Annotated in this window: 22 protein-coding genes and 1 pseudogene; 13 read left to right on the forward strand and 10 right to left on the reverse strand. The window is 73.8% G+C overall.

What is annotated here, in order from left to right; all coding sequences use genetic code 11:
* Positions 1–48 precede the first annotated feature (48 nt).
* From AB0J66_RS04055 to AB0J66_RS04070, 4 genes are read left to right on the forward strand one after another with little or no spacing between them, the layout of a single operon-like run.
* Positions 49–450, forward strand: a complete 402-nt coding sequence (locus tag AB0J66_RS04055; RefSeq protein WP_364655459.1) for a CU044_2847 family protein — start codon at positions 49–51, stop codon at positions 448–450.
* A complete protein-coding gene (locus AB0J66_RS04060) occupies positions 447–2,150 on the forward strand; it encodes a trypsin-like peptidase domain-containing protein (RefSeq protein WP_364655460.1) in 1,704 nt (567 codons plus the stop codon). The genes AB0J66_RS04055 and AB0J66_RS04060 overlap by 4 nt, the downstream gene beginning before the upstream one ends.
* Positions 2,151–2,162: 12 nt before the next feature.
* Positions 2,163–3,155 carry a MoxR family ATPase gene (locus AB0J66_RS04065; protein WP_364655461.1) on the forward strand — a complete coding sequence of 331 codons (993 nt, stop codon included), beginning with the start codon at positions 2,163–2,165 and terminating at the stop codon, positions 3,153–3,155.
* A gap of 2 nt (positions 3,156–3,157) precedes the next feature.
* Entirely contained in the window at positions 3,158–7,048 is a 3,891-nt protein-coding gene (locus AB0J66_RS04070) for an SAV_2336 N-terminal domain-related protein (RefSeq protein WP_364655462.1), read from the forward strand.
* Between the two features lie 18 nt (positions 7,049–7,066).
* On the opposite strand, the gene AB0J66_RS04075 is transcribed toward AB0J66_RS04070, so the two are convergent.
* Entirely contained in the window at positions 7,067–7,510 is a 444-nt protein-coding gene (locus AB0J66_RS04075; RefSeq protein WP_364655463.1) for an SRPBCC domain-containing protein, read from the reverse strand.
* A 54-nt stretch (positions 7,511–7,564) separates the two neighbouring features.
* Here AB0J66_RS04075 and AB0J66_RS04080 point away from each other — a divergent pair, with 54 nt between their 5' ends.
* Positions 7,565–8,149: a TetR family transcriptional regulator gene (locus tag AB0J66_RS04080; protein WP_364655465.1), complete on the forward strand. Its 585-nt coding sequence runs from the start codon at positions 7,565–7,567 to the stop codon at positions 8,147–8,149.
* Here the strand turns inward: AB0J66_RS04080 and AB0J66_RS04085 are convergent.
* From AB0J66_RS04085 to AB0J66_RS04100, 4 genes are all read right to left on the reverse strand, one after another.
* Complete coding sequence (locus AB0J66_RS04085; RefSeq protein ID WP_364655467.1) at positions 8,146–10,584, reverse strand: GTPase-associated protein 1-related protein; 2,439 nt, start codon at positions 10,582–10,584, stop codon at positions 8,146–8,148. The two genes, AB0J66_RS04080 and AB0J66_RS04085, sit on opposite strands and share 4 nt — an antisense overlap.
* Positions 10,581–11,801, reverse strand: a complete 1,221-nt coding sequence (locus AB0J66_RS04090; RefSeq protein WP_364655468.1) for a hypothetical protein — start codon at positions 11,799–11,801, stop codon at positions 10,581–10,583. The genes AB0J66_RS04085 and AB0J66_RS04090 overlap by 4 nt, the downstream gene beginning before the upstream one ends.
* Entirely contained in the window at positions 11,798–13,201 is a 1,404-nt protein-coding gene (locus AB0J66_RS04095; protein ID WP_364655469.1) for a hypothetical protein, read from the reverse strand. The genes AB0J66_RS04090 and AB0J66_RS04095 overlap by 4 nt, the downstream gene beginning before the upstream one ends.
* A gap of 67 nt (positions 13,202–13,268) precedes the next feature.
* On the reverse strand, positions 13,269–14,189 hold the full coding sequence (locus tag AB0J66_RS04100; RefSeq protein WP_364655471.1) for an AbfB domain-containing protein: 921 nt from the start codon (positions 14,187–14,189) through the stop codon (positions 13,269–13,271).
* A gap of 171 nt (positions 14,190–14,360) precedes the next feature.
* Here AB0J66_RS04100 and AB0J66_RS04105 point away from each other — a divergent pair, with 171 nt between their 5' ends.
* Both AB0J66_RS04105 and AB0J66_RS04110 read left to right on the forward strand, forming a co-directional pair.
* The gene (locus AB0J66_RS04105) at positions 14,361–15,386 is read left to right on the forward strand and encodes a hypothetical protein (RefSeq protein WP_364655472.1); all 1,026 of its coding nucleotides are present in this window, start codon (positions 14,361–14,363) and stop codon (positions 15,384–15,386) included.
* A 46-nt stretch (positions 15,387–15,432) separates the two neighbouring features.
* Positions 15,433–16,443 carry an aldo/keto reductase gene (locus AB0J66_RS04110; RefSeq protein ID WP_364655474.1) on the forward strand — a complete coding sequence of 337 codons (1,011 nt, stop codon included), beginning with the start codon at positions 15,433–15,435 and terminating at the stop codon, positions 16,441–16,443.
* A 109-nt stretch (positions 16,444–16,552) separates the two neighbouring features.
* Here AB0J66_RS04110 and AB0J66_RS04115 read toward each other — a convergent pair whose 3' ends face one another.
* On the reverse strand, positions 16,553–17,806 hold the full coding sequence (locus tag AB0J66_RS04115; protein WP_364655476.1) for an alpha/beta fold hydrolase: 1,254 nt from the start codon (positions 17,804–17,806) through the stop codon (positions 16,553–16,555).
* 340 nt (positions 17,807–18,146) lie between these two features.
* Here AB0J66_RS04115 and AB0J66_RS04120 point away from each other — a divergent pair.
* Both AB0J66_RS04120 and AB0J66_RS04125 read left to right on the forward strand, forming a co-directional pair.
* A pseudogene (locus tag AB0J66_RS04120) lies at positions 18,147–18,350 on the forward strand (LysR family transcriptional regulator); the annotation flags it as partial.
* 107 nt (positions 18,351–18,457) lie between these two features.
* The gene (locus tag AB0J66_RS04125) at positions 18,458–19,369 is read left to right on the forward strand and encodes a PhzF family phenazine biosynthesis isomerase (RefSeq protein ID WP_364655477.1); all 912 of its coding nucleotides are present in this window, start codon (positions 18,458–18,460) and stop codon (positions 19,367–19,369) included.
* On the opposite strand, the gene AB0J66_RS04130 is transcribed toward AB0J66_RS04125, so the two are convergent.
* Positions 19,329–20,393: a M20/M25/M40 family metallo-hydrolase gene (locus AB0J66_RS04130; protein WP_364655479.1), complete on the reverse strand. Its 1,065-nt coding sequence runs from the start codon at positions 20,391–20,393 to the stop codon at positions 19,329–19,331. The genes AB0J66_RS04125 and AB0J66_RS04130 overlap by 41 nt on opposite strands.
* Before the next feature lie 89 nt (positions 20,394–20,482).
* On the opposite strand from AB0J66_RS04130, the gene AB0J66_RS04135 reads away from it, so the two are divergent.
* The 4 genes from AB0J66_RS04135 to AB0J66_RS04150 all read left to right on the forward strand — a co-directional run bounded on the left by AB0J66_RS04135 (position 20,483) and on the right by AB0J66_RS04150 (position 23,436).
* A complete protein-coding gene (locus tag AB0J66_RS04135; RefSeq protein WP_364655480.1) occupies positions 20,483–21,145 on the forward strand; it encodes a GNAT family N-acetyltransferase in 663 nt (220 codons plus the stop codon).
* Complete coding sequence (locus tag AB0J66_RS04140; RefSeq protein ID WP_364655481.1) at positions 21,142–21,765, forward strand: SIS domain-containing protein; 624 nt, start codon at positions 21,142–21,144, stop codon at positions 21,763–21,765. Before AB0J66_RS04135 ends, AB0J66_RS04140 begins: the two co-directional genes overlap by 4 nt.
* A complete protein-coding gene (gene menC, locus AB0J66_RS04145; RefSeq protein ID WP_364655482.1) occupies positions 21,762–22,877 on the forward strand; it encodes an o-succinylbenzoate synthase in 1,116 nt (371 codons plus the stop codon). The genes AB0J66_RS04140 and menC overlap by 4 nt, the downstream gene beginning before the upstream one ends.
* Before the next feature lie 67 nt (positions 22,878–22,944).
* The gene (locus tag AB0J66_RS04150) at positions 22,945–23,436 is read left to right on the forward strand and encodes a phospholipase (protein WP_364655484.1); all 492 of its coding nucleotides are present in this window, start codon (positions 22,945–22,947) and stop codon (positions 23,434–23,436) included.
* Here the strand turns inward: AB0J66_RS04150 and AB0J66_RS04155 are convergent.
* The 3 genes from AB0J66_RS04155 to AB0J66_RS04165 are packed head-to-tail and all read right to left on the reverse strand — an operon-like array spanning position 23,429 to position 25,777.
* Complete coding sequence (locus AB0J66_RS04155; RefSeq protein ID WP_364655485.1) at positions 23,429–24,295, reverse strand: arylamine N-acetyltransferase; 867 nt, start codon at positions 24,293–24,295, stop codon at positions 23,429–23,431. The genes AB0J66_RS04150 and AB0J66_RS04155 overlap by 8 nt on opposite strands.
* 29 nt (positions 24,296–24,324) lie before the next feature.
* Entirely contained in the window at positions 24,325–25,110 is a 786-nt protein-coding gene (locus AB0J66_RS04160) for a hypothetical protein (RefSeq protein WP_364655487.1), read from the reverse strand.
* A gap of 13 nt (positions 25,111–25,123) precedes the next feature.
* Positions 25,124–25,777, reverse strand: a complete 654-nt coding sequence (locus AB0J66_RS04165; protein ID WP_364655488.1) for a hypothetical protein — start codon at positions 25,775–25,777, stop codon at positions 25,124–25,126.
* Between the last annotated feature and the right edge of the window lie 17 nt (positions 25,778–25,794).

The raw sequence follows: 25,794 nt of genomic DNA on the forward strand, positions 1-25,794 counted from the left end.
GGGACGGAGGATGCTCAATCCACCCGAGACCGTCCGGGAGGGACGAACGTGCCGACTGAGCTCATGCGTGTGCAGGCCGACGACGGCAGCGCGGTGCTGATCGAGATCGACAAACCGGACTCCGGGTTCGGGGAGGTGGCCTTCGACGGGGCCGTCTTCAAGGCCCGGGAGACCCTCGAGCAGGCCCTGAACGGGGTGCGGACGGTGGCGCTGAAGGCGCTCGACGAGTTCCGGGCCGGGGACGGGCGGGGGCACGGGCCCGACTCCGTCGAGCTGGAGTTCGGTGTGAAGTTCAAGGCCGAGGCGGGGGCCGCGGTCTTCGCCCGGACGGCCGGGGAGGGCCACATCGTGGTACGGATGGCCTGGTCGGGCCGGGAGCATCCGGTCGGGCGGCCGGCGCTGGACGACGACGATGACGCCATTGGCGACGTCGAGGGGCCCCGGGCTTGACCGAGGCGTTCTGGCCGGCCCGGATCGAGATTCCCGGCACCGCCCGCCGGGGCGCCGGTTTCCTGGTCACCGACCGTCACGTGATGACCTGCGCGCACGTGGTCCGGGGGCACGACGGGGCGCGGGTGACGCTGCGCGACGGCACGTCGGCCATGGCCACGGTGGTGCGCGCCGGGCCGTGGTGGACGGAGACCGCGGCGGGCGCCGACGTCGCCGTGCTCGAGCTGCCGGCGGCGGTCGCGGTGCCGCCGGCCCGGCTGGCGCCGTACGCGGCGCTGGAGATCTATGCCGGGCAGACCCTCGACATCTTCGGGTTCCCGGACCAGTACGGCGTGGGCGGCGTGCACACCAACTATGTCGCCGAGCCGCACCACCTGGTCGGTGACGACATCCAGATCGAGGCCGAGGGTGCGACCGGGGTCCGGCTCCAGGAGGGTTTCAGCGGCGCCGCCGTCGTGCACCGGGCCACCCGGCAGGTGGTGGGCATGGTCCGGCGGGCCGCGACCGGCGACGAGCGGATCGGCCTGATGACGCCGGTGGCGAGTCTGGCCGGGCATTGCCCGGCGCTGGCCGACCGCATCCGGCTCGGCCTGATCGACCCCGCGGCGTACGGGGAGCTGCGGGCGGCCCTGCGGTCGGTCGATTTCCCCCGCGAGCGGTTCACGCAGCTGCTGACCTGGGTCCGCGGGAAGATCCCGAGCCTGCGCGAGGACCTGACCTCGGTGCCGGGCCTGGTCGAGGCGCTGGTGGTCGATACCGTCGCCGTCGACGACCGGGAGATGCGCTACCACCTGTCCGGCCTGTTGAGCACGTTCGAGAACGAGGACGTGAGCCGCTGGGCCGGGCGGCACCTGGGCCGGGTCGAGGCGCCGGCCGCGAAGCCGGTCCGTGACGGGGCGGTCGTGATCTGCCTGGAGCCGACGGCGCGGGAGGGCGGTGAAGCGTACCGCCTGAAGGTCTGGACCGTGACCGAGGCCGACGGCCTCCTGGAGGAGCCGGTGGCCGACGTGCCCGGCCTGAGCCGCGACCAGTGGCAGCCCGCGGTCGAGCGGGAGCTGGCGGCGGCGATCGACCGGATCCCGCGGTCGGTGCGGGAGGTGACCGTCGAGTTCGTCCTGCCGCGCATGTTCCTGGCCGAGCCGGTCGACGAGTGGCTCAACCTGCGCGACGACCGGACCCCGCTGGGCATCTCCAAGCCCCTGGTCGTGCGTGATCTCGACTGGTTCCAGGACGGCCCGCCCGACCTGGCCTGGCGGGCCGAGTCCCTGCGCGAGGGCAAGACCGGGCTGGCCGAGGTGCTGCGGGTCTGGGACTGCGGGCAGCCGTTGACCAAGCCGGTCGTCTTCAAGGCCAACCTGCGCAAGAACGGCGGCCCGCACGCGGTGTGCCTGGCCGGCGAGTGGGCGCTGCCGGCCCAGGTGAGCGTCGCGGTCGGCGCCCAGCCGCCGGTGCTGCTGTGGCGGCGTCACCCGTGCCCGCCGGGCCGGCACGCCGATTACGCCGAGTGTGTGAGCCAGCGCTTCGTCCGGGAGCTGACCGGGCACCTGGCCGGCGTCACGATCGACGACGTGGCGAGCCACGTGCTGGAGCTGCGGCGCGACTCCGTGGCCGGCGAGGACGAGACGCATTGCGGGAGCGGGCTGGTGCTGCTGCGCGACGACGCCCGGCGGCGCCCGATGCCGCTGGGATTCGCGGGATGAGGGGCGGTTCTCTTGGCTGACGACGCTTGGTACATCTACCGGGGTACCGGCGTGCCGCACACGCGGATCACCGACCTGCCCGATCCGCCGCCGTGGCGCGGTTTCGATCCCGACCCGAAGGACGAGCCGGAGTTCGTGCCGGAGACCCGCGACAAGGAGAAGCGGGCCGGTACGCGGTATCGGCCCGACGCGGAGACGGTCCGGCTGGTCAACGCCGCCCTCTACCTGCGGCGGCCGCTGCTGGTCACCGGCGCCCCCGGCACCGGCAAGTCCACCCTGGCCACGGCGATCGCCCACGAGCTGGGGCTGGGGCGGGTGCTGCGCTGGAACGTCACCAGCCGGGTGAGCCTGCGCGACGGCCTCTACCAGTACGACCCGCTCGCGCGCCTCTACGCGGCCAGCCGGCACGAGGGCGCCGAGGGGGAGTGGGACGAGGACCTCGGCCAGTACATCCGTCTCGGCCCGCTCGGCACCGCGCTGCTGCCCCGCAAGCGCCCGCGGGTGCTGCTCATCGACGAGGTCGACAAGGCCGACCTGGATCTGCCGAACGACCTGCTGACCGTCTTCGAGGACGGCGAGTTCGAGATCCCCGAGCTGCTGCGGCATCCCGAGCGCAACGCCGAGGCCGAGGTCGGCACGATCGACGGCACCCAGCGGGTCGTGGTCCGCAACGGCCGGGTCCGCTGCAGCCGGTTCCCGATCGTGGTCATGACCAGCAACAACGAGCGCGAGTTCCCGCCCGCCTTCCTGCGGCGATGCGTCCAGATCAAGATCGAGACGCCGGACGCGGTGAAGCTGCGCCAGATCGTCGAGGCGCACCTGCCGGGCATGGCCCCGGGCAGCGAACGCGAGATCCTGCAGTTCCTCGAGGGCCGCGGCGACGACCGGCTCGCCACCGACCAACTGCTCAACGCGATCTATCTGGTGCACGCGGCCGCGCTCGACACCGATCAGGCCCGCGAGGCCCTCGCCGCGGCCGTGATGGCGTCGCTGGTGCCGGAGTAGGCATGAGCCTCGACCACCTCGTCCAGGCGATGCACCGGGCCGGCCTCGAGCCGACGGCCCGGGAGCTCGCCGAGTCGCTGTGGCTGGCCACGCAGATGGCGGCGGCCGACCGCGGGCCGCCGGCCGCGCCGCCGACCTCGCCCCGGCCCCTCCCGGAGCCGGTGGTGGCCCCGCCGCCGGTTCATCTGCCCGAGCCGGCGCCGCCGGCCCCCGTACCTCTCTACTCGCCGCGACCGGCGCGCCGGCCGGAGCGCCCGCCGGGAGAAGCCCGCGCGGCGGGAACGGTCGAGGTGCCCAAGCCGATCGCCCTGGCCGACCGGCTGGCCTTCCAGCGGGCGCTGCGCCCGTTGCTGCGCCGCGTGCCCGCCCCCGGCCTGGGCACCCTCGACGAGGAGGCGACCGCCCGCCGGGCCGCCGACATGCCGGCCGGGCATCCGTGGCCGGCGGTGCTGCGCCCGGCCGACCGGCTCTGGCTCGACGCCGCCGTGGTGGTCGACCGCGGCGACTCGATGGCGATCTGGCAGGACCTGGCGGCCGACATCGTCGACGTGCTGCGCGAGTCCGGCGCGTTCCGCCAGGTCGCCCGGTACCGCCTGGCCGGTGCGGACGAGACGGGCGCGGCCGTGGTGACCGACTGGACCGGCCGGCCGCTGCCGGCGGCCCGCCTGATCGACCCGGGGAACCGCCGCGTCATCTTCGTCATCAGCGACTGCGTCGGCCCGGCCTGGCGCTCCGGCGGCGCGGCCCGGGTGCTGCACGAGTGGGGACACCACGGACCGGTCGCCATCCTGCAGCCGCTGCCCGAGCGGCTCTGGGCCCGCACGGCGGCCCGGACCATCGCCGGCACCCTGGTCGCGCCGCGCGCCTGCGCCCCGAACAGCACGCTCAAGTTCACCGCCTTCGGCGGGCGCGACCGTCCGCAAGGGACGCTTGTTCCGGTGCTCGAGGTCGACCGGACCTGGCTGCGCCGGTGGACCGGACTGATCGCGGGCGGCCCGGGGATCACCGCCGCGGTCACGGTGGCGACCGGGCGGCCGCCCGAGCCGGCGCCGGTGCCGCCGGCCCCCGCGCTCAGCGCCGAGCAGCGGGTACGGCTGTTCCGTGCGGCCGCCTCGGAGGAGGCGTTCCGCCTGGCCCGGTACGTGGCGGTGGGTGACCCGCAGATCGACGTGATCCGGCACGTGCACTACGCCATGTTCAAGCCGGCCTACCCCGCCCACCTGGCCGAGGTGCTGCTCAGCGGGCTGCTGCGGGTCGAGGACGGCCGCCACGGGTGGTACAGCTTCGTCGAGCAGGTGCCGGACGTGCTGCTCTCCACCCTGTCGATCAGCGAGACCGTGCACGCCACCCAGCTGCTGGAGGAAGTGTCGGCCTCGGTGAACCGGCAGATGGCCGGCAACCGGGCCCGCCTGAAGGTGCGGACCCCGGGTGAGGGCGCCGGGACGATCGGCGGGCACGAGGCGCCGTTCGCGGTCACGCCGCTGGCTCGCCGGCGTCTCGAGATGGCCCGGGCCCGGTTGCAGCGCCACGCCGAGCCGCCGCCGCTCCCGCCGCCCGACGACCGGGGCCCGGCCGAGCCGACGGAGAAGCCCCGGCCGGAGCGGGCGGTCGATCCGGCCGAGCTGGTCAGCCCCGGGGCCGCCGTCGTCCGCTTCGTTCAGCGCGGCGATGAACTCGATCGGATCCTGAACTGGGCGCGAAGCCCGGAGCCGGCGATGACCTTGTGGATCACCGGTCCGGCCGGGATCGGCAAGACCCGCCTGGCGCTGGAGGTGGCCGCGCAGCTCGGGGCGGACGGCTGGCGCGTCGCCAAGGCGGGCGCGCCGACGCCTCCGGACGACAACCCGCTGCTGATCATCGCGGATTCCGGCGACGGCGACCTCGCGGTGGACGACCTCATCGCGGAGGTGGACGACGGCGAACCGCGCGGCTCCACGATGATCGGCGCAGCGCCGGTGCGCGTTCTGGCGCTGGCCCGATATGCCACGGCGGCGGAGCAGGGCCCGCGGTCCACGCCGTCGGTCCGGCTCACCGCGCTCGACGGGAGCAGCTTCTACTGGACGGCTGTTACCGACCTCGCCGAGCATCTGGGGGCCGCCCAGCCGGCCAACCGGGACCACCATGGCGGGACGCCGGGCGCGGTCGTTCTCGCGGCGCTGGAAGCCGTGGACAGCTCACTGGCGAGCGCCGCCGCCGACGCGCTGGCGCAGCGCGAGCGGCTCCTGGCCGAACGCTCCACCGCCGGCACCGGCATCTCGTTCGCCGAGCACCGGCAGCTCGACGCCTACCTCGCGGCGGCGCAGCTGTTCGGCGCGCGCTCGGCCACCGAGGCCCGCGAGGTGGCGCGTCTGGCCGGCGGCCTCGAGTCGTACGAGGCGAGCCGTCAGGCGGCCGACTGGCTGCAGCGCCTCCACCCGGGGGAGGGCCAGGAGTACTGGCGGCTGCTTCCGGAGCCGTTACGGGAGCGCCTCGTCGTCCCGGCCCTCCTGCGCGACCCGGCCGTGCTCGGCCTGCTCCCGTCGGTCTCCGCGCAGCAGGCGGGCCGGGCGATCGAACTGCTCGTCCGCGCCGCCCGCGGCCGCCGTGCCCTCGCCGCCGCGGTCTGGGCGGCCGCCGTCCAGCGCCCCGAGCTCTGCACCGCCGTCCTCGACGAGGCCCGCCGCACCGGTGGCCCGGACGACGACCTGCTGGAGCTGGCCCGCGCCACCGTGGCCGACGAGAGCACCCCGGTGGCCGTCCTGCGCGCCGTCGTCGAGGGCGTCCCCGGCACCGAGGCGGTCTTCACCGGACAGTCGGCCGGGCGGGCCGCCGCGCTCGCCGACGGCTACCGGCGGCTGGCCGTGTCCAGCGCGCCGCACCGGTCGGCCCTGGCCGACGCGGCGTACCAGATGGGGATGATCGCCGAGCGCGACGGCCGCGACGACGAGGCCCTGCGCACCGTCGAGTGGGAGATCGATCTGCGCCAGCGGCTGGCCGGGGCCGAGCCGGGCAACAGCCGGGCCCAGGCGGCGCTGGCCCGCGCCCGCACCACGCACGCGGCCCGGCTCGACCGGGCCGGGCGGCCCGTGCAGGGCAACGCGGCGATCACCGGGGCGCTCGCGATCTACCAGCGCCTCGGCGACGAGTACGCCGACCAGGAGGCGTACGCCCGGGTGCGGCAAGCTCGCCTCCTGGCGCAACTCGGCCACCTGGCGGAGGCGGCCGAGGCCGCCCGCGAGGCCACCACCCGCTATCGGCGGCTGCGGTCGGAGGATCCGCGGCACGCCGCCGGGCTGGCCGGCGCGCTGCTGGTGGAGGCGGCCACGGCCCGGGCCCGCGATCAGCGCGACACCGCGGTCACCGCCGGGGCCGAGGCGGTCGACCTGTACGAGCGGCTGGCGGCCGACGACGCCGAGCGGTACCGGGCCCGGCTGGCCTACGCGTGCGCCGCCCACGGCATGGACCTGGGCGAGTACCGGTCGCACACCGCGGGTCTGGACCGGTTGGACCGGGCAGCCGGGCTCTACCGCGGCTTCGATCCGGCCGGCCTGGCTGCGGTCCAGCTCGGCCGGGGCCTGCTGCTGGGCGAGCTGGAACGCTACGACGAGGCCATCGGCGCCTTCGCCGAGGCCGTCGCGCTGCACCGCCGGCTCGGCCCGCGCGATCGGGCGCTGGCCGGTGCGCTGGCCGCGCAGGCCCAGGTCACCGCGGCGGCGGGCGGCGGGGCGGAGGCGGTCGCGCTGCTCACCGAGGCGTGCGTCCTGCGCGATCAGCTGCACGCCGCCGACCCGGTCGACGCCGGGTTGCGCCGGGAGGTGGCGACCGGATACGACCAGCTCGCCGCCCTGCACGAGCGCCTGGGTAACACGGAGGAGGCGGCCCAGGCCCGGGTCCGGGCCCGCCTGATGGGATAACGCGGCTTCGTGACGGAGTCAGGCGGCCAGCTTGGGATCGTCGAGGACCGTGGGTAGCGCCACGGTCAGCATCTTGGCCCGTACGGACCGCAGGAGCCGGCCCATGAAGAAGCCGCCGATGCCAGTGAAGCCGGTGTGTTCCCAGGTGAAGCGGGTGCCGCCGTCGATCGGCTGGAGGCGGTAGGCGACGAAGCTCGGCGCGGCCCCCTCGTCGCCGATCCACGAGTAGCGCAGCAGCGCCGGCGCGTCGACCTCCAGAACCTCGCAGTCGACGATGCCGCGCCAGCCGGCGACCGGCTTGGCGATGAACCGGAACTTCGTGCCCACGACCGGCGCGAAGCCCTCGGGGCGGCCGCCCTGGCCGGTCGTGGTCCAGCGCGGGACCAGCTCGGGGTCGGTGAGCACACGCCAGACGCGCTCGATCGGGTGCGGGTAGTCGCGGGTGATCCGGAACTCGCTCATCGCGGTCTCCTTTTTACTGTGACTGTAAAAATACTGTAGCAGTAAGATCGAGTGGTGAGCCTGCGCGAGGAAAAGAAGCGGCAGATGCGGCAGCAACTGTCCGACACGGCGACCCGGATGTTCGTGGAGCGCGGGTTCGACGGCGTACGGGTGGCCGAGGTGGCGCAGGCGTGCGGGGTGTCGGAGAAGACGGTGTTCAACTACTTCCCGACCAAGGAGGCGCTGCTGCTCGACCGGCTCGAAGGCACGACGACGGCCCTGCGGGAAGCCCTCGCCTCGAGCGGGCACACGCCGATCGAGGCCGCGCTGCGCCTGCTCGACGCCGAGCTCGACGGGTTCACCGGCGACCCGGAGGGCTACCGGCGCTTCGGCGAGCTGCTGGAGGCGGCGCCGTCGCTGCGGGCCTACCGCAACGACATGATGGACCGGTTCGTCGCGGTGGCGGCCGAGGCGCTGGCGGCCCGCGACGGAGTCGACCCGGCCGATCCGGAACCGCAGATCACGGCGGCCGCCCTGCTCGGCCTGTGGCGCGTGCAGTACGAGAGCCTGCGCCGCCATCCCGGCCGGCCGGCGACGGTCCGCGCGGAGGTGCGGCGGGCCGCGGACGTGCTGCGTAACGGGCTGGAGAAGCGGGCTTAGCCGTCGCGGCGGACGATGCGGCCGATCGCGCCGCGCGGGCGGACGTCGCGGATGTATTTGGCCCAGTCGGCCGGCCACGGGTCGGGCAGCAGGTCGATCTGTTTGTTGACCGCCTCCAGCCGCGAGCCCGACGCGCGCCGCGCGAAGTCGGTCACGGCCCGGCCGAGCTCCGCCAGCACCGCCCGTTGAGGATGCGAGAGCACGTGCTCGCGCCGGTCCGGGTAATAGCGGTCCTCCATCGCGTTGGTCTGCTGCAGGATGAAGGCGGTGGCCAGGTTGACCGCCCGCCACTCCTCGTAGAGCAGCTCCCGGGTGATCCGCTCGGCGTAGGCCCAGCGCAGCTCCAGCGTCTCGGTGAGCACGGCCAGCCGGGCGGCGGCGACCGGCGCCCGGACCATCGCGTCGAGCAGCGCGCCGGCGTGCCGGAGGACGACCCGGCCGGGGATGCGGCGCATCAACGCGGTGAGCCGGCGGGGCGGGGCCGACTCCCGGTCGAGCAGGTCCATCACTTGGCGGATGGCGCGCTCGTCGGCGATGCTGCGGCGCACCGGTTCCGCGGGCTGCCAGGCCGGAGGTTCGCCGGTCAGCGCGTCGGCCGCCTGGAAGTGCTCCTCCGCCACCTTGGGCTCGCGCATCGCGTCGGCCAGGATGGGGAAGTGCCCGGGCCCGAGGATGAAGTTCGGCGGCATCAAGCTGACCAGCCGTCGTGCCTCGGCCGCGGTCGGCGCCGTGCGCCGCCAGAGCACCACGGCGAGCCGGCCCAGGGCCGGCCCCGGATCGGGGCCGTTGCGGGCCTCCAGCAGCATCTCCTCGACGAAATCGGACCGCTGCCGCGCGTCCAGGCTGAGCATGGCGGCGCTGACGATCGCCCGGTCGAACTCGGTGTCCAGGTCGGCCGGCTGGGTCAGCAGCGACTCCCACCAGAGGTCGCCGAGCCGGTCCGTCTCGACCGGGTCGCCCGTGACCCGCCGCAGCAGCAGCCGGCGCAGCTTGCGCTCCACCTCGACCCCGTCGGCCCACAGCTCCGACCGGTAGTCCGCCTGCGGGTTGGCCGCCCAGAACGCGATGAAGCGCTCCAGACCGGGGTCGAGCAGGTTGTGGGCCGGGGCCAGACGGAACCGCGCGGCCAGCCGCAGCAGCCGCTCGAAGACCTCGGGCTCGGCCCGGCACATGGCCTCGGCGAGCAGGCCGGCGGCGGTGCGCTCGGCTTCCCGGTCCCACACCCGCGGATCGACGGCGGGCAACTTCTCCGTCCGTACGGCATGGGTCTGGCCCGTCTCCCGCAGCTCCGCCCGGAGCAGGGCGAGCCGGACCGAGACGGCCCGGCCGGGAAGGTTGCGGGCGATCGCGGCGTCCAGCCGGATCAGGTCCTCGGCCGGCCAGCGCGCCGCCTCGGTGAGCAGCCGGTCCACGAGGTCGTCGCCGTACCGGTCGATCAGGCCCGCCGGCGCGCCCAGCAGCCAGCCCACGATCGGCCGGATCGCGTCCGGCTCGGGCGGCCGGCCCAGCACCACGGCCAGCGCGAACGAGGTCTGGGCGGGCCGCAGCCCGGAGTCGGCCGCGGTCGCCTCGGCCGCCACCTCGACCGCGTCGGCGATGTCGTACGGATCCTCGGACAGGAACAGGTCGACCCAGCGGCGGCTGTCCGGGTCGTCGGCCAGCCGGGTCCAGCCGTTGCGCTCCAGGTCGATCACGACGAAGCCCTGCTCCTGGTCGAGACCGGCCGGGCCGCCGGACCACTCGGGATGCACGGCCAGGATCCGGTGGGCGGCGTAGGCGGGGTTCGGCGCGAAGACCTTGAAATCGATCCGCAGCGCCTCCCGATGGGGCACCAGCAGGGTGGCCGCGGTGATCCAGCGCAGCACGGCCTCGGCGTCGCGGGCGACGAACAGCACCCGCCGGGGGTCGCGGTCGCCGCGGCGCAGATGCGACAGCAGGGCGGTGAGCAGCGCCGGGCCCCGGTCGTGGGCGCGGACGAACTGCTGCGCCTCGGGGGCGCCGAACGGACCCGGCTGCCAGCCCGGCTCCAGCGGCGGGCACTGCTTGGCCGGCGCCGGCACCGTGGTCCAGAACGGGGCGCCGAACAGCTGGGCCGGGCGCACGAGCCCGTACGCGCCCGGATCGTCGGTCGCGATGGCGTGGGTGAGCTGGTTGCCCTCGCGGCCGCCGGTGGGCTCGCGGCCCAGATAGAGGCCGGCCCCGGTGGCGTAGAAGCGGTCGTGCACGTGGGCGAACGACGGCGGGTAGTCCGCGATCGGCCGCTGCTCGCTCATCCAGCGCACCGGCGCCTCGTACAGCAGGCGGTTGCGGATCAGCGGCATGGCGTGCAGGTTCGCCTCGGGCGACATGGCCTGGAACTGGAAGCCGGCCACCGACTCCAGGCCCTCACCGGCCCGGCAGTTGGTGTAGATGTAGGTGTCGAAGCGCCCGGTCACGGGCGTACCCGGGTGAGCAGCCCGGCCTTGTGCATCAACCAGAGCAGCGGCTCCTCGACGCGGTCGGGCCGCACGCCGGCCGAGTCGACCATGCCGCTCGCGTAATCCGGCTCGGCGCCGAGCGCGGAGACGAAGAAGTAGCGGTATTCGCGGTAGTAGCTGCGCAGGTAGTCGTTGATGGAGTCGCCGCCCCAGGCGTGCAGCAGCGACGCCATCTCGGCGTGGACGCGGCGGCCGGCCTCGTCGTCGTACCCGTGGCGCCGGCGCCGGCTGCGGCGCAGCGGATGGGTGTCACCCAGGTAGGCGTAGAAGGCGTCCATCTTGGCGAAGGCGACGGCCACGGGCACGGTCACCTGCTTGCCGTTCCAGTGGTGGCTGCTCTTGAGCACCTCGGTGATGTTCTTCAGCACGTCCCGGGTGGGCTCGGGCCGCCCGAACGGCTGGTCGACGGCGGCCGGCGGCAACGGCACCACGTCGCGTACCCCGGGCAGGTGGAACGGGTCGAGCAGCAGGATGAGGTAGTCGGCCGCGCTCAGGTAGTGCAGCTGAAAGGCCCGGTCGCCCTGCAGATCCTCGCCCGCGGTGTCGAAGAAGGACAGATAGTTGGTGCGCGGCCGGTCGCGGCCCAGCAGGCCGGGCTTGTGGCCGCGCCACTCGAGCACCAGCGGCTCCCGGCGGCCGTTCTCGGCCCGCTCCGTGGTGCGCAGGAGGCGCTTCTCCTCGTACAGCCGGTGAATGTCCTCGCCCAGCCACCGGGCGGGCCGGGCGAAGGTGTCCTCCCCGCCGCCGACCGGCTCGACGGTGGCCCGGAACTCGCCGGCCAGCTCGCCGCGCTGCAGCTCGTGGGTGAGCACGGCCAGGTAGACCGTCTTGCCGGTGCCGCGGGCGCCGACCATCGCGACCAGGGGGCTGGCGTCCGCGCCGAACTCGGCCGGCAGCCGCGTGTGGCAGTGCGGGCACGCCCGTACGGTCGTCTCGCCCTGACATCGCGGGCACCGGCCGGTCTTGCGCGGCGGCAGCAGCTTGTTGGGCTCGGTGAGCGGCGGGAAGCTCGGCAGCGCCGGCAGGGCGAAACCGGTGTGGTTGCGCCGGGCCTCGTCGATCACCGGGCGGCACGCCGGCCGGGCCGAGGTCGGCTTGCCCCGGCACTGGAACCACAGGTCGGAGCGCCGCTTGATCGCGTTGTAGCAGAACGGGCAGTGCAGGCTGGGACTCATCGGGTCCTCATCCGGTCGGGGTCCGGGTCGTCGGGGGCCACGTCGAACGGCGCGTGGAAGAAGCAACGGATCCAGTACGGCCGCTCGTCGCGACCCACCTCGGGCCAGGGCAGGGTGAGCCGCAGCGGGGTGCCGGCGGTCAGCGTCAGCCCCGGGCGGCGCGCCACCCGCCGCCCGTCGCCGGGGTCGCGTGGCATGAACTCGCCGACCGTCAGGACCACCTCCAGGTCGACCCCGGCGCAGTCCCGGTCCGCGGTCAGCGTGACGACCAGATCGGCGCCGGCCAGGCGGCGCTTGCGCTTGAGGTCGTACGCGATGACGGCCGGGGCCGGGGACAGGGAGGCGCTCACCGGCGCCGACCGGGCCAGTCCCTCACCCACCGGGGTGAACGCCCGCACCACGACGTCGCCGCCGGCTCGCGCCTCGCCGAAGCGCAAACCGTTGGCCGCCGTGTACTCCGATCGGGTCATGGCCCGGCGCTCGCCCGCGAACTCGGCCTCGATCGAGGTCGCCCGCTGCGGCCACTCCCACGAGACGAGCGCGCCGTCGCCGTCGCGGTCGATGCGCAGGTGCCGCACCGGCCGCGCGATGATCAGCCCGACCGGGCGGCCGGCCCGTTCCCGCTCGCCGTCGGCCTCGAACGGCTGGTAGTAGAGGTATCCCGTCCCGACGTCGGCCTCGAGCACCAGGTGGCCGCCGCGGCGGACCGGCTCGCCGGGCAGGACGGCGCCCCACTGATCCGCCTGCTCGGTGTCGACCACGGCGCCGTCGACGATCGGGGTCGGCCGGGGCGAGCACCGCACCCGGACTGCGACGCCGGTGTCGGGCCAGGTGAGCCGGACCCGGGCCCGGTCACCGGCGGCGGTCGTCTCCTCGACGCGCAGCCCGTCACCGTCCGTCCGCGGCTCCTCCTCGACGACGACGGGGCCGGCCGTGGTGGCGGTGGCCTGGCCCGCCGGGGCGCGGTCGAGCCGGGCCAGGGCGCTCCAGAACTGGGCCCGGACGTCCGACCGCCAGTCGTGGGGCCGGGCCGGGCCCTCCGCGGCCGCGGGAGCGTCGGCCGGCGATCCCGGCCCCGGCTCCTCGGTGACCGGGGAGAGGTGGGCCTGCTCGCGCCACCAGGCCGGGTCGTCCAAGGCGTCGCCGCTGGTGCGGCGCAGCTCCTCGTCGGCCCGGATCAGCAGCTTGCAGACCTCGGCCCGGAAGTCGGGGGCCCTGGCCCGCTCGCGCCACCAGGCCCGGATCTCGGTGAGGTGGCGGGCCAGCTCGGCCGCCTCCATGGCCGGGTCGACCGCGTAACGGGCCAGCAGGTCACCCGGCGGCAGGTGGCCGTGGGTGCCCCGCAACGGCCGCAGCACCTCACGGTCGTAGCGGGCGGCGTCGAACAAGAGCGACCTCACAACCGACAATGGGGAGGAGGACAGGCCACCACAGGGCGCGGAGTGATCGCAAGAGGACGAACGGTCGTCAGAGTGGCGTCTTCACGACGAAGGCCGTCGCCTGGGCCGGCGGCACCTCGGCCAGGTAGACGCCGCGCTCGTCGGCCACGAGGAACTGGCCCGGATAGTTGGTCGACTCCAGGACCAGGGACGAGCCGAGTGATCGAGGGCAGAAGGTGGCGTCCAGGCGGAACAACGGTGAATCGTCCTGCCGGTCGAGGCGCAGGATGAAGTTGCGGTGGCGCAGGAAATGACCGGGGAAGTTGACCGATTCCAGAGAAACGCAGCCGTGGCCGGCCAATCCGCTCCGGACGGTGAAACGGGAATCGGCGCGCCCGGCCTCGGTGCGGATCACCTCGACCCGGGCCCGGTAGTCGCGGTGGCGCAGGCGCCGGCCGGACTGGTCGGCCGCCTCGAGACCGATGGTGGCGCCGGGGATCAGGGCCGGGGCCGGGGGTTTCGTGGTCGGCGGGGTGGTGGCCGGGGGCTTTGTCGTGGCCCGCTCGGCCGGGGTCGTGCTCCGGCTGACCGGCTCGGCCGGTGGAGCGGCCGGTGGCGGGGGCGGCGAGGCGGAGGGGCTGGTCGGGGAGGGCTGGATCGAGACGGGGGCGGCCGGGGTGAACGGCGGCACGACCTCCTGCTGGGCCACCGGCGGCAGCGCGGGATCGTCGTCGCGCAGGGCCAGGGCGGCGCCGCCGGCGATGGCGATCAGCAGACCGGCGGCCGCGGCGAGCAGGGCCCGGCGGCCGCGCAGCGCGGAGCCGCCGTCGGCCGGTGACTTCGCGCCCGCGATGGCGGCGATCAGGGCGCTGCGGGCGAGCAGGGGTCTGGGCGGGTCGGCCAGCGGGGGGACCTGGCGCGGGGACTGCGGGGCGCGCTCGGCGGGGCCGTCGCGATAAGGTCCCCAACCGCCGATCGGCACGCCCGCGTTCTCGTCGTTTTCGGTCATGTGATTTCCACTCCGAGGGCGCCCGCTAAGACTTTCTTAAGCTGTCGAAAAGGCATTCTTACGGCGAAGGACGCCAATGGCAAGATTCCCCACGCGCTCGATCGTGATCGAACGATCCTCGGCTCCGGGCCGTACTCCCGGTCGACGGAGCCCGCACGAGGAGAGAACGCCATGGACGGCTCTGCCCCGCAGCAGCCCACGCTGGACCAGACCGCCAACTGGCCGAAGATTTCGGACTACTGGCCCGACCAAGCCGCCCCCGCTCCTTCCGCGCCGGAAGCCGATTCGGCCTCCGAAGATGCCGACCCGGCGCCCCGCCCGGCCCCGGCCCGCAGGCCGCGCCGCCTGACCCTGGCGGTCGCCCTGGTCGCCGGGGTGGTGCTGGTCGGCGTGAGCGGGGTCGTCCTGCTGCGCATGGCCACGACGTACGACCGTCCGGCCGCGACCGCGCCGACCGCCGCCACCAACCCGGAGATCGTCGTGCCGTCGCCGAGCCCGCCGGTGTCCATCGAGCCCGCCCCGGTCTCGCCCAGTGCCTCGGCGTCGGCCGCCCCCTCGTCCCCGCCGCCCTCCTCGGCGGCGCCGACCACGGCCGCGCCGCCACCGGCCGGGCCGGCCTTCCCCGCGGCCACGTTCGTGGTGGCGGGCGGGATGCGCGAGCTCACCGTCACGGCCGGCCGGCCGCCGACCAACGGCATCGCCCGGGTCAGCACGCCCGACGACAGCGGCGTGACCCCGGACGCGACCCTCAAGGGCACCGTCCTGACCCTGACCACCAAGGAGAACGGCAAGGACGGCGAGGCCCGGGTTGACGTGGTGCTCGACGAGCGGATCGCCTGGACGATCAAGACGACCCATGGCGTACGGCGGGCCTCGTTCACGCTGGCCGGCGGGAAGGTCGGCGCCTTCGACCTGCAGGGTGGCGCCAACAGCTTCGACATGACGCTGCCCCGGCAGAAGGCGGCCATCCCGCTGCGGATGTCGGGCGGCGTGCACACCTGGAAGATCCGTACGAAGGGATCCTTCCCGGTCAAGCTCGTGGTCGGCAAGGGCGTGGGGGAGTCCGAGCTGAACGGCCGGAACGACAAGGATCTGGGGCCCGGCGACACCCGGCGGGCGGGCGGCGACGACTCCTCGGGCGGCCTTGAGATCGACGCGGTGGGCGGGATCGGGACGCTGGACGTGGCGCCGCTCTAGCCGGCCCTTGACTTCGAGTGCGCTCGAACACCTAGCGTTCCCTCCCATGCAGACGATCGAATTGGGCCGTACCGGGCAGCAGGTCAGCCGGCTGGCACTGGGGGCCATGCAGATGGGCAACGCGACCAGTGAGGAGGACTCGGTCCGCATCCTCGACCGCTACCTCGACGTGGGTGGGTCGTTCGTGGACACCGCGAACTGCTACGAGTGGTGGGCCCGCCGGGACAGCCGCGGCGGCGAGAGCGAGGAGCTGCTCGGCCGCTGGATGCGCCAGGGCAACCGGAGGGACCAGGTCTTCCTGGCCACCAAGGCGACGGCGCTGCCGCACTACTCGCCCGACCTGTGGGCGGCCGACGGCACGCCGGACTGGGAACTGGCCCGGCGCACCTTCGAGGGCGCGGGGGCCGCCACGCTGCGGGAGGCGCTCGAGGGCAGCCTGCGCCGGCTCGGCACCGACCACGTCGACCTGTTCTACGTGCACGTCGACGACCGGAACACCCCGCTCGAAGAGACCCTCGAGGCCCTGGCGGGGCTGGTCCAGGCGGGGAAGGTGCGCCATCTGGGGTGGTCCAACGTCCGTACGTGGCGGCTGGAACGGATCCGCGGATTGTGCCGGGCCCACGGGTGGCCGCTGCCGGTGGCCGTCCAGCAGCAGCACTCGTACCTGCGCCCCAACGCCGGCGCCGACAGCCCGTCCATCGTCGACGGGGAGCAGCTGGACTATCTGCGGGAGCACGACGATCAGACGCTGGTCGCCTACTCGGCCATCCTCAAGGGGATCTACGACTCGGCCGAGAAGCGCAACGAGCACTGGGTCTTCAGCTCCTACGGCGGGCCGGACACCGACGCCCGGCTGGCCGCGCTGCTGGAGGTGGCGGCCGAGACCGGGGTGACACCGAACCAGCTGGTGCTGGCCTGGCTCATGCACCAGACGTCGCCGCCGGTGATCCCGCTGATCGGGCCGCGCACCCCCGCGCAGTTCGAGGAGATGCTGCCGGCGCTCGACGTCAAGCTGAGCGACGAGCAGCTGACCCGGCTGAACGAGGCCGGCGCCTGAGCCATCCCAGATGGTCGGCTCACGGCAGCCGGTGGGCTCACGGCAGCCGGTGGGCTCGCGGCAGCCGGTGGGCTCACGGCAGCCGGTGGGCTCACGGCAGCCGGTGGGCTCACCGCAGGCGGTCGGCGATCCAGTCGGCGACGGTCTCGGTGGAGGCGAAGACGGCGCCGTCGTGCGTCTGGCCGGGCAGCTTGTCGTAGCGGACCGGGCGGTAGTCGTCGAGCTGGTCGACCAGGATGTCGGTGACGGCGGCCGGAACGGCCTCGTCGGCGGTGCCCTGGACGATCAGGACGGACGCGCTCGGCGCCGACCGGCCGGGGTTGTCGTACTGCGCCAGCTTGGTCACCCAGGCCGCCGGGAGCTGACCGCCGTTCAGGAGCTGGGCGGCGGTCAGCGGGGCGTAGGCGGCCAGGATCTCGGTCAGGCAGCCGCTCTCCAGGACGCCGGCCCGCTGACGGGCCGGGGCGGCGAGCACGTCGGCCGGGCGGAACGAGGGCTCGACGGCGTTCAGGCCGTAGACGCCCATGACCAGGTAGCCCTGACCGGGCGTGCCGGGGATCTGCGGCGCCAGCAGGTCGACGTTGGAGACCGGGGCGATGCTGGCGGTGCCGCGCAGCTGCAGGTCACCGTCGTAGGCCGGGGCCAGCTGGTTGGCGAACAGGGCGCCCTGGCCGCCCTGGGAGTGGCCGGCGATGGCATAACGCGGGCCCAGGGCGGGGTTGAGGCGGCGGGCGGCCCGGACGCTGTCGATGATCGAGCGGCCCTCGCTGCCGCCGATCAGGTACGGATGCTGCTGCGGGGTGCCGAGGCCGGGATAATCGGGGGCGGCCACGGTCCAGCCGCGGCTGAGCAGCTCGGCGACGGCGGCCCGGGCCTCCGGCCAGAAGACGTCCGGGTGGGTCGAGGGCGCGCAGCGGTCGGCCAGGCCGGTGGTGCCGTGCGCCCAGACGACGACGTCGCCGGTGCGTTTGGCCCGCGGCGTCATCACCAGGCCGGTCGCCTGGATACGCCGGCCACGCACGTCGGTGGTGACGTACTTGACGTACTTACCGGTGGCGGCCTTGGCCAGCGCCCCGGGCAGGGTCGCGGCCGACGAGCTGACGACACTCCCGGGCGGCGCGCCATTGTGGCCGCCGTCGTGACCGCCGTTCTGACTGCCGGAGACGGGTTGCGGCCCGGCCTGATCATCGCCAGGGGTAGGGGTGGCGACGGGCGCGGGCCGACTCGTGCGGAGCGCTTCGGACCGCGCCACCCGATGGGCCGGGCCGGCCTCGGCGGCGGTCGGACCGGCCTCGGCCGCGGTCACCATGGCGCCACTGCCTATCAGCAGCGAGGCGGCCAGCAGACGGTGCACTCTCCTCATGCGAACTCCCCAGCGTGCGACATCAACGCTGGAGAGGGTAAGGGCGACGAATCCGAAATAGCCGCTTTATCACCCCGGCGCAGCGCGGCGAACCCGAAGGAGTGACCCCGGCCTCCGCCTGGCCGGCCCCCGCCTGGCCGGCCCCCGCCTGGCCGGCCCCCGCCTGGCCGGCCCCCGCCTGGCCACCCGCCACCCGCCACCCGCCACCCGCCACCCGCCGCGGGCCCGGGCCCGGGTGCCGCGCCCGCCCCGGTAGCGGTCTTCGGTCTCCTGGCCGGCACCGCCGCGGTGACGCGCGCATGGGGCCGCCCTGAAACATTGATGAATTACCCTCGTCCCGGTGGAGCTGGAGCTGCGCCACCTGCGACTGATCTGCGCGATCGCCGACGCCGGCAGCGTCACCAAGGCTGCCGCCGTGCTCGGCGTCGCCCAGCCGGCGCTCGCCACCCAGCTGCGCCGGGTCGAGCGCATGCTGGGCGGCCCGCTGTTCGAGCGCGGCCGCCGCGGGGTCCTCCCGACCGAGCTCGGCGACCTGGTCCTGGCCGCCCTGGCCACCGCCTCCTACCTGGAGATCGTCAACAGCCGCCCCCGCTACGCCGCCTGGCTGAAGGAGCACCCCGACTTCGGCGCGGTTCAGGGTTAGGCCAGCCGATGTCCTGGCCGAATGTGGCGGTGGTGGACGCGTGTGTCCGGCGGGACGGCCGGGGTGGCAGCCCTACGGCCGTCGCCGACGACGACCCGGCGGCGACGGACGCGGACCGGCGGGCCGTCGCGGTTGAGGCTGGCACCTCGCACGCGGCGTTCCTCGGGGCTGGGCGGACGCCGGACGGTGGCCGGCCGATCCGGTTCTTCACCGCCACTGCCGAACTGCCCGGCTGTGGCCATGGCACTGTTGCCGCCCAGGCCGTCCGGTTGACCCGCACCGCGCTGGGCGAGTTGAACGACCGCCAGCACACCGGTGGCCGCACCTTCGACACCGTCGCGATCCGCCGTCCCGCCGCCATCGAGGTGTGGTTCGACCAGGGACTCGTCGCCCTGCGCGACCCGGCGCCGGACGAGCTGGCCGCTGTCGTCGGCGCGCTCGGGCTCGACGCGAGCGATGCGCAAGCGTCGCGGATCGCCGCGCCCGGCGCGCCACGCATGCTGGTACCGGTCCACGATCGGCCGGCCCTGCTCCGACTCCGACCGCAGCTGGCCCGGCTGGCGTCGGCGTGCCGGCGGTACGGCCTGCTCGGCTGTTTCGCGTACGTGCCGCCGGTGGGCGATCGGCCTGGTGCGGCGCGGATGTTCGCCCCGGCGATCGGGGTCGACGAGGACATCGCCAACGCCAACAGCACCGGATGCCTGGCGGCCCACCTGCTCGACACGACAGGAGCCGAGGCGATCGCGATCGAGGTGGAGCAGGGTGACGCCCTCGGGCGACCGGCCAGTGTGCTCGCTTCGGCCCGGCGCCGGCCGGCGGGCATCACCACCCGAGTCGGCGGGTTGGCGGTGGTTCGCAGCCGGCCGCGGCCGGACGGTGTCAGAGGTCGTTCGAGGTCATCAGGGCCTTCAACAGGGTGACCCGCTCGGTGATGCTCTGGGCCGAGACCCACTCGTGGCGGGCGTGGGCGCCGCCGCCGCGGGGGGCCAGGCCGTCGACGGTGGGGATGCCGAGGGCGCCGGTGGTGTTGGTGTCGGCGGCGCCGTCGGCCGGCGAGCCGCTCAGCGTCTGGCCGATGGCGGCGGCGATCGCGGTGATGTGGTCTAGCAGGGTGGGGTCGCCGGGGCGCCAGGTGGGGCGATGGGCGAGCAGGGAGGCGCTGACCTCGGCCCGGGGACGTACCGGGGCGAGCGCTTGCAGGGCGTCCAGCACGGCTTTTTCGTTGTCCGGGTCGAGGAAGCGCAGGCCCAGGTCGGCGTGGGCGTGGCCGGCGACGACGTTGGTGCGGCCGCCACCGGTGATGGCGCCGGTGTTGAGCAGGACGGGGCGGCCGTCGACCAGGGCGCGGACGCGCAGCAGCTGGTCGATCAGCTCGTCGATGGCGTTGACGCCGGCGTCGGGGTCGAGGGCGGCGTGGGACTCGACGCCGGTGACCGAGACGCGGGCGCGGGTGCTGCCGCGGCGGCCGGTCTTGAGGTCGCCGTTGGGGTGGGGTGGTTCCAGGCCGAGGACGGCGGACGCCTTCGCCGCCTCCGAGCGGACCAGGGCGGTCGCGGTGGGGGAGCCGATCTCCTCGTCGGCCACGACCAGCACGCGGATCCCACGATCGAGGGAGGCTGTCTGCGACGACGCGGTCAGCAGCGCGGCCAGGCCGGCCTTGGTGTCGTACACGCCCGGGCCTTTGATCTCGTCGCCCGTGACCGACCAGGGCATGTCACGCAGTGTGCCCACCGGCCAGACGGTGTCGTAGTGGCTCAGGAACAGCAGCGGCGGCCGGGAGCCGCCCGGACGGGACCAGATCAGGTGCCCGTCCTCCCGGTCGGTGTGGAATCCGGCGCGAGCGGCGTCCGCGGACAGGACCTCGGCCAGCTGGTCGAGCGCCTTCCGGTCGCCGGTCGGCGACTCGATCAGCGTGTACGTCTGCAGGGCCTCGATCGGATCCATATACGAACGCTAAGTTCGCACCCCGGCGTTGTCAATGAACGCGGAAGGGAGCATCATGCCGGTTATACGTTTCGTAAAAGGAGGGCGGCGTGGTCCTGGTGCGCACGCTCGACGGGCTCGCCGAGTGGACGGCCGCGTCGGCGCTCTACCGGTCGGTGTTCGGTTACGAGCAGCCGGAGTACGGCCTCAGCCCCCGGCTGCTGGCCGCCCTGCGGGAGAACTCGGGCACGGTCCTCGGCGCGTTCGAGGGTGCGGAACTCGTCGGGTTCTGTTACGGCTTCTGCGCGGTCGAGGAGGGCGAGATCTACCACTACTCGCAGGCCGCGGCCGTCGCGCCCGGGCAGCAGGGCGCCGGGGTCGGCCGCCGGCTCAAGCTGGCGCAGGCCGAGGCGGCGCGGGCCACGGGAGCCCGGACGATGCGGTGGACCTTCGACCCGTACGCGTTGCGCAACGCCCACTTCAACCTCGCCGTCCTGGGCGCGACCGCGATCCGCTTCCTGCCCGATTACTACGACGACGGCAACTCGGACCGCCTGCTGGTCTCGTGGGACCTCGAGCGGCCGGCGCCCCGAGCGCCTGAACTGTCCACGGTGACCGCACCGGCCGATCAGCGATACGCCGCCCCCGCGGACGAGGATCGCGCCACGCTAAGAGGGCACCTTCAGGCTGCCTTCCGGGCCGGCGGACGGCTCGTCAGCGTCGAGCGGGAACACGACCGGGTGAGCTACACCTTCGTACGGACGCCGGCGTGACCACCCCCGCCGAGCGCTTCGACCGCAACGTCCAGCGCCGCTCGGCCCAGGTCCTCAAGCAGCGCGTCCTGGAGCAGCAGCGGGCCGAGTTCGGCAAGGCCCTGGCCTGGGCGGCCGAGCACGACGCCATCGAGCGGGCCGCCGCCCGCATCGTCTCCGCCCGGCGGCGCTACATCCTCGGCCACGGCAAGTCGCACGCGTACGCCGCGCTGCTCGCCGCCGACCTCAGCGCCGGCCTCTCCGGCGTGCATCTGGTCGACGGCGCGACCGTGCGCCCACTCGACATGCTGAGCGACCTGCGCCAGGGCGACCTGCTCGTCGCCGTCTCGATGGAGCGTTACCGCCGGGACACCGTCGACGTCGCCGCCGCCTACGCCCGGCACGGCGGCGAGCTGGTCCTGGTCACCGACTCGCCCGCCGCCCCGCTGACCGACGCGGCGACCACGGCCGTCGTCGTCGAACGCGACAGCGCCTCCTACGCCAACTCACCCACCTCGATCGTGCTCGCTCTGCACCTGCTCGCAACCCTGACCATCGCCAGCTCCAAGGGCGCCGGCCGCCGCCTGCACGACCGCGACGCCCTCGCCGCCGAGCTGAATCTGTATGTGGACGAGACATGACCCGAATCGACACCGTTCAACTCCGCCGTGTACGCCTGCCCCTGGTCCACGAGTTCCAGACCAGCTCCCACGCCAAGCGCGAGCTCGAGCACATCCTCGTCACCCTGATCGCCACCGACGGCGCCGTCGGCTGGGGCGAGATCGCCTCGCCCGGCGGCCCGTTCTACTCGGCCGAGACCGTCGAGTCGTGCTGGGCTGTGGCGCGCGATCATCTCACGCCGATCATGTTCAAGACCGAGTTCCCCGAGCCGTACGAAGTCACGACGGCGCTGGCCAAAGTGCGCGGCAACCAGTTCGCGCGGGCCGGTTTCGACATGGCCGCCTGGGCGCTGTGGTCGGCCGCCGCCGGCACGCCGCTGGCCACCGCGCTGGGCGGCACCCGGGCCCGGGTCGAGGCCGGCGTCTCCCTCGGCATCGAGCCCACCATCGACGACCTGCTGACCCAGGTCGCGCACCACGTCGGCGAGGGCTACCGCCGCATCAAGCTCAAGATCGCCCCCGGCTGGGACGTCGAGCCGGTCCGCGCCGTCCGCTCCGCGTTCCCCGCCGTCCCGCTGCACGTCGACGCCAACGGCGTCTACACCCCCGGCGACCTGCCGGTTCTCAAGGAGCTGGACGGCCTCGGCCTGCTGATGATCGAGCAGCCGTACGCCCCGCGGGCGCTGGCCGCGCTGGCCGACCTGCAGGCCCGGTTGGACACGCCGGTCTGCCTGGACGAGTCGATCGAGGAGCTCGACGACCTGCGGACCGCGCTGCGCCTGGGTTCCGGCCGGATCCTGAACATCAAGGTCTCCCGGATGGGCGGTCTGACCACGGCCGTCCGCGCGCACGACCTGGCCCGCGAGCACGGCCTCCCGGTCTGGTGCGGCGGCATGCACGAGTTCGGCCTGGGCCGGGCGGCCAACGTGGCCCTGAGCGCCCTGCCCGGCTTCACCCTGCCGTCCGACGTCTCCGGCTCCGACAAGTACTACGCCCGCGACATCACCACCAGCCCCGTCGTCAGCGTCGCCGGCCTGGTCGACGTGCCCACCGGCCCCGGCCTCGGCTTCACCCCGGACCTGGAGTTCATCGCCACGCGGACCAACGATTTTCTCGAACTCCGGCGAAGTTAATCGACGCATATTGATTCGTTCACGTCCGTGACGGAGTCTCTGAGCACCCCCCACCAAGGAGGCTCCGATGACCCGTCGCATCCTCGTCGTCCTACTCCTCACCCTCGGCCTCGCCGTGGCGCCCACCGGCGCCGCGCTCGCCGCCGACTCGAAGGCCACGGTGCTGTCCAATTGGACGCAGCCGACCGCGGCGAGCTTCACCGCCTGGAACGGTGCCAACAACAACCGCGGCGCGTGGGCGTCGTACGGCTTCGACTGGTCCACCGACTACTGCTCGTCGAGCCCCGACAACCCGCTGGGCTTCGCCTTCGAGACCCCGTGCGCGCACCACGACTTCGGCTACCGCAACTACAAGGCCATCGGCACGTTCTCCGCTAACAAGGCCCGCATCGACAGCACGTTCTACGCCGACCTGCAGCGTGTCTGTGCCGGCTACAGCTCGGCCGTCCGCCCCGCCTGCACCAGCCTCGCCTGGACGTACTACCAGGCGGTCAAGGTCTTCGGCTCGCTCACCGCCGTGCGGCAGGAGGACCTGGACCGCGCCGCCGCCCTCATCTGACCGCTTTCCCGGCGACGAACTTCGCGTGGGCCTGCTCGAGGCGCTGCCACAGGGCGGCGCGCTCGGGTGGCGTGACGTCGTCGAGGGTGAGGCCGAAGCGGTCGGCCAGGACGCCGAAATACTCGTCGGGGCCGGCCAGTTCCGTACGGCTGCTGCTGTCACCCACCCGGGTCAGGATGAGTCCGCGCAGCTCGTCGGCGCCGGTGGCGTCCCGGCGGGCCACGACCGCGGTGCGGACGAAACCCGACTCGGGTGAGGTGGACAGGTGGTGGTGCCGGTCCGCGAAGGCCGGCATCTCCACCGGCTCGGGACGGAAGTCGATGCCCAGGAAGGCCCCGCGCGGGTCGTGGACGAAACGCCAGCCGCCCGGCTCGGCCTCGGAGGGGGCCAGGCCGTACGTGAACGGGCCCTGCCGGTACGTGCCGGGGACCAGGGGCAGCGGCTCGTGCAGCCCGTCGCCCATGCCGAGGTCGACCAGCCACCGTCCGTCCGGCGCCTCGTCCGACGGCAGCCCCGACACGGTGAGCACCAGATGGTTCCCGTCGGCCCCGGCCGTGCCCGCCGTCCGGCTCTGCACCCCGCCGAAGTGGCGGTCGACGTGATAGCCGATCGTGCGCAGCAGCAGCGAGAACGCGCCGTTGAGGTGGTAGCAGTAGCCGCCGCGGCCCCGCAGGATCCGCTCGGCCGACTCGGGCGGCTCGACCGTGGTCGGCCGCCCGAGCCAGATCTCCAGGTTCTCGTACGGGACGCGTTCCGCGTGCGCCCGGTGCATCGCGCGCAACGCGGCCACGCTCGGCTCGTAGCCCACGCTCTCGTCGAGTCCGAGCCGCCGCAGATAACCAGGTACGTCGATCACCATGCGGCCAGGTTAGAGCCTGCCCGCCGGTGTCACCGGTCGGTGAGGTCGCACTCGCGGGGGTCGCGCACGGCCTCGGCCCGGGGCTTGGTCGTCCTCAACTGGGTGAGCAGGGAGCTCACCGACGCGCCGGCGATCTGCTTGCGCAGCGCCGACTCGCCTTTCTGGAACGAGGCGCGGGCCTGGTCGAGGCTCTGCACCCGGCCTTCGAACTCGCCGGCCCCGACGACCCCGGCGTCGTAGGGGATGGTGTCGCCCGAGCCGAGCCCCTCCCACGTGCCGACGTTCGGGTCGGCCGAGCACGGGTCGTCGACCCACTCGACGGCCTTGACGTAGGAGTGGCCCTTCTCCAGGCGCGAGGCCCCGCCCATGGCGAACTTCACGTCGCCGGCCCGGTTCCCGTGGTTGTCGAAGACCCAGCCGGCGACCGCCATCTTCAACGCCTTGGGCGCCGCCTGGGGCGCGTCCGGAGCCGACCAGAGGACCTTGTCCACGGTCAGCTGCGCGTTCCGGCCGATCATGCCTTCGCCGCGCTCGATCTCCTTCTTGCTGGGTTCGACGCGGCTCTCGGCGGTCACGGTGACCACCAGCACGTGGTCGGCGTAGGTCACCCAGTCCTGCACGGAGGAACTGGCCGTCCGGTCCCGGCCGTCACCGAGCACCACCCGCTGGACCGGGCCCTGGGCGACCGGGGACGGCCCGGCGGCCGGCGGCGCGGCCGGCGCGGCCGCGGTCTTCTCCGGGGCCGAGCACCCGGCGGCGCCGGCGATCATCGCACCGACCGCGAGGGTCAGGACCCCACTTCGCATTCGTCGCATGACATCCCTCCGATCAGTACGTCTGGTTGATGAAATAGACGTTGTTGGCGCCCAGCGCGGACGGGTTCTGATCCGCGTTGTTCATGCAGCCCACCGCCGCGCTGCCGTCCGAGATGGCAGGGTAGGCGTCCGACCCGTGGACCAGGCCGACCGCGTGCCCGGTCTCGTGACAGCCGATCGACCCGCCGTCGATACGGTAGCCGTCCGGCGAGTCGATCCGAATATAGGCCTGATCGCACTCGTAGTAGGCCGGCGCCTGGGTGTTGCACCACATGAAGCCGTAATAGCCCGACGGGATGGGCAGCGCGGCCTCCGCCTCCTGGTAGACGATGTCGGTCTGCGCGGAGCCGTCGAACACCGGCGTCGAGTCGTAGTGGATGGCCAGGTCGGTCGGCGAGTACTGGTTGGCCAGCATGGACCGGACGGCGTCCTGGTCGTTCTCCTCGAGCTCACCGGGGTCGTTGGAGTCCGCGTACCAGTAGACGTCCGCGTTGTCGGTCTGGCAGGGCGTGCCGTTGTCCGGTCCGGAGACGGTGAGACAGGCCCGGTCCAGGTTGCGGGTGGGGACGATGCCGTCGTAACTCGGTGCGGCCTGGGCCGGCGCGGTGACGGCGACGAGCGAGAGGATGATGCCGACGATGACCGTGAAGCGCAGGGTGTGGCGCAATCTGCCTCCTCTTGAGG

This window comes from Actinoplanes sp. NPDC049598, assembly GCF_040675435.1.
In the GTDB taxonomy this organism is placed as follows: Bacteria; Actinomycetota; Actinomycetes; order Mycobacteriales; family Micromonosporaceae; genus Actinoplanes.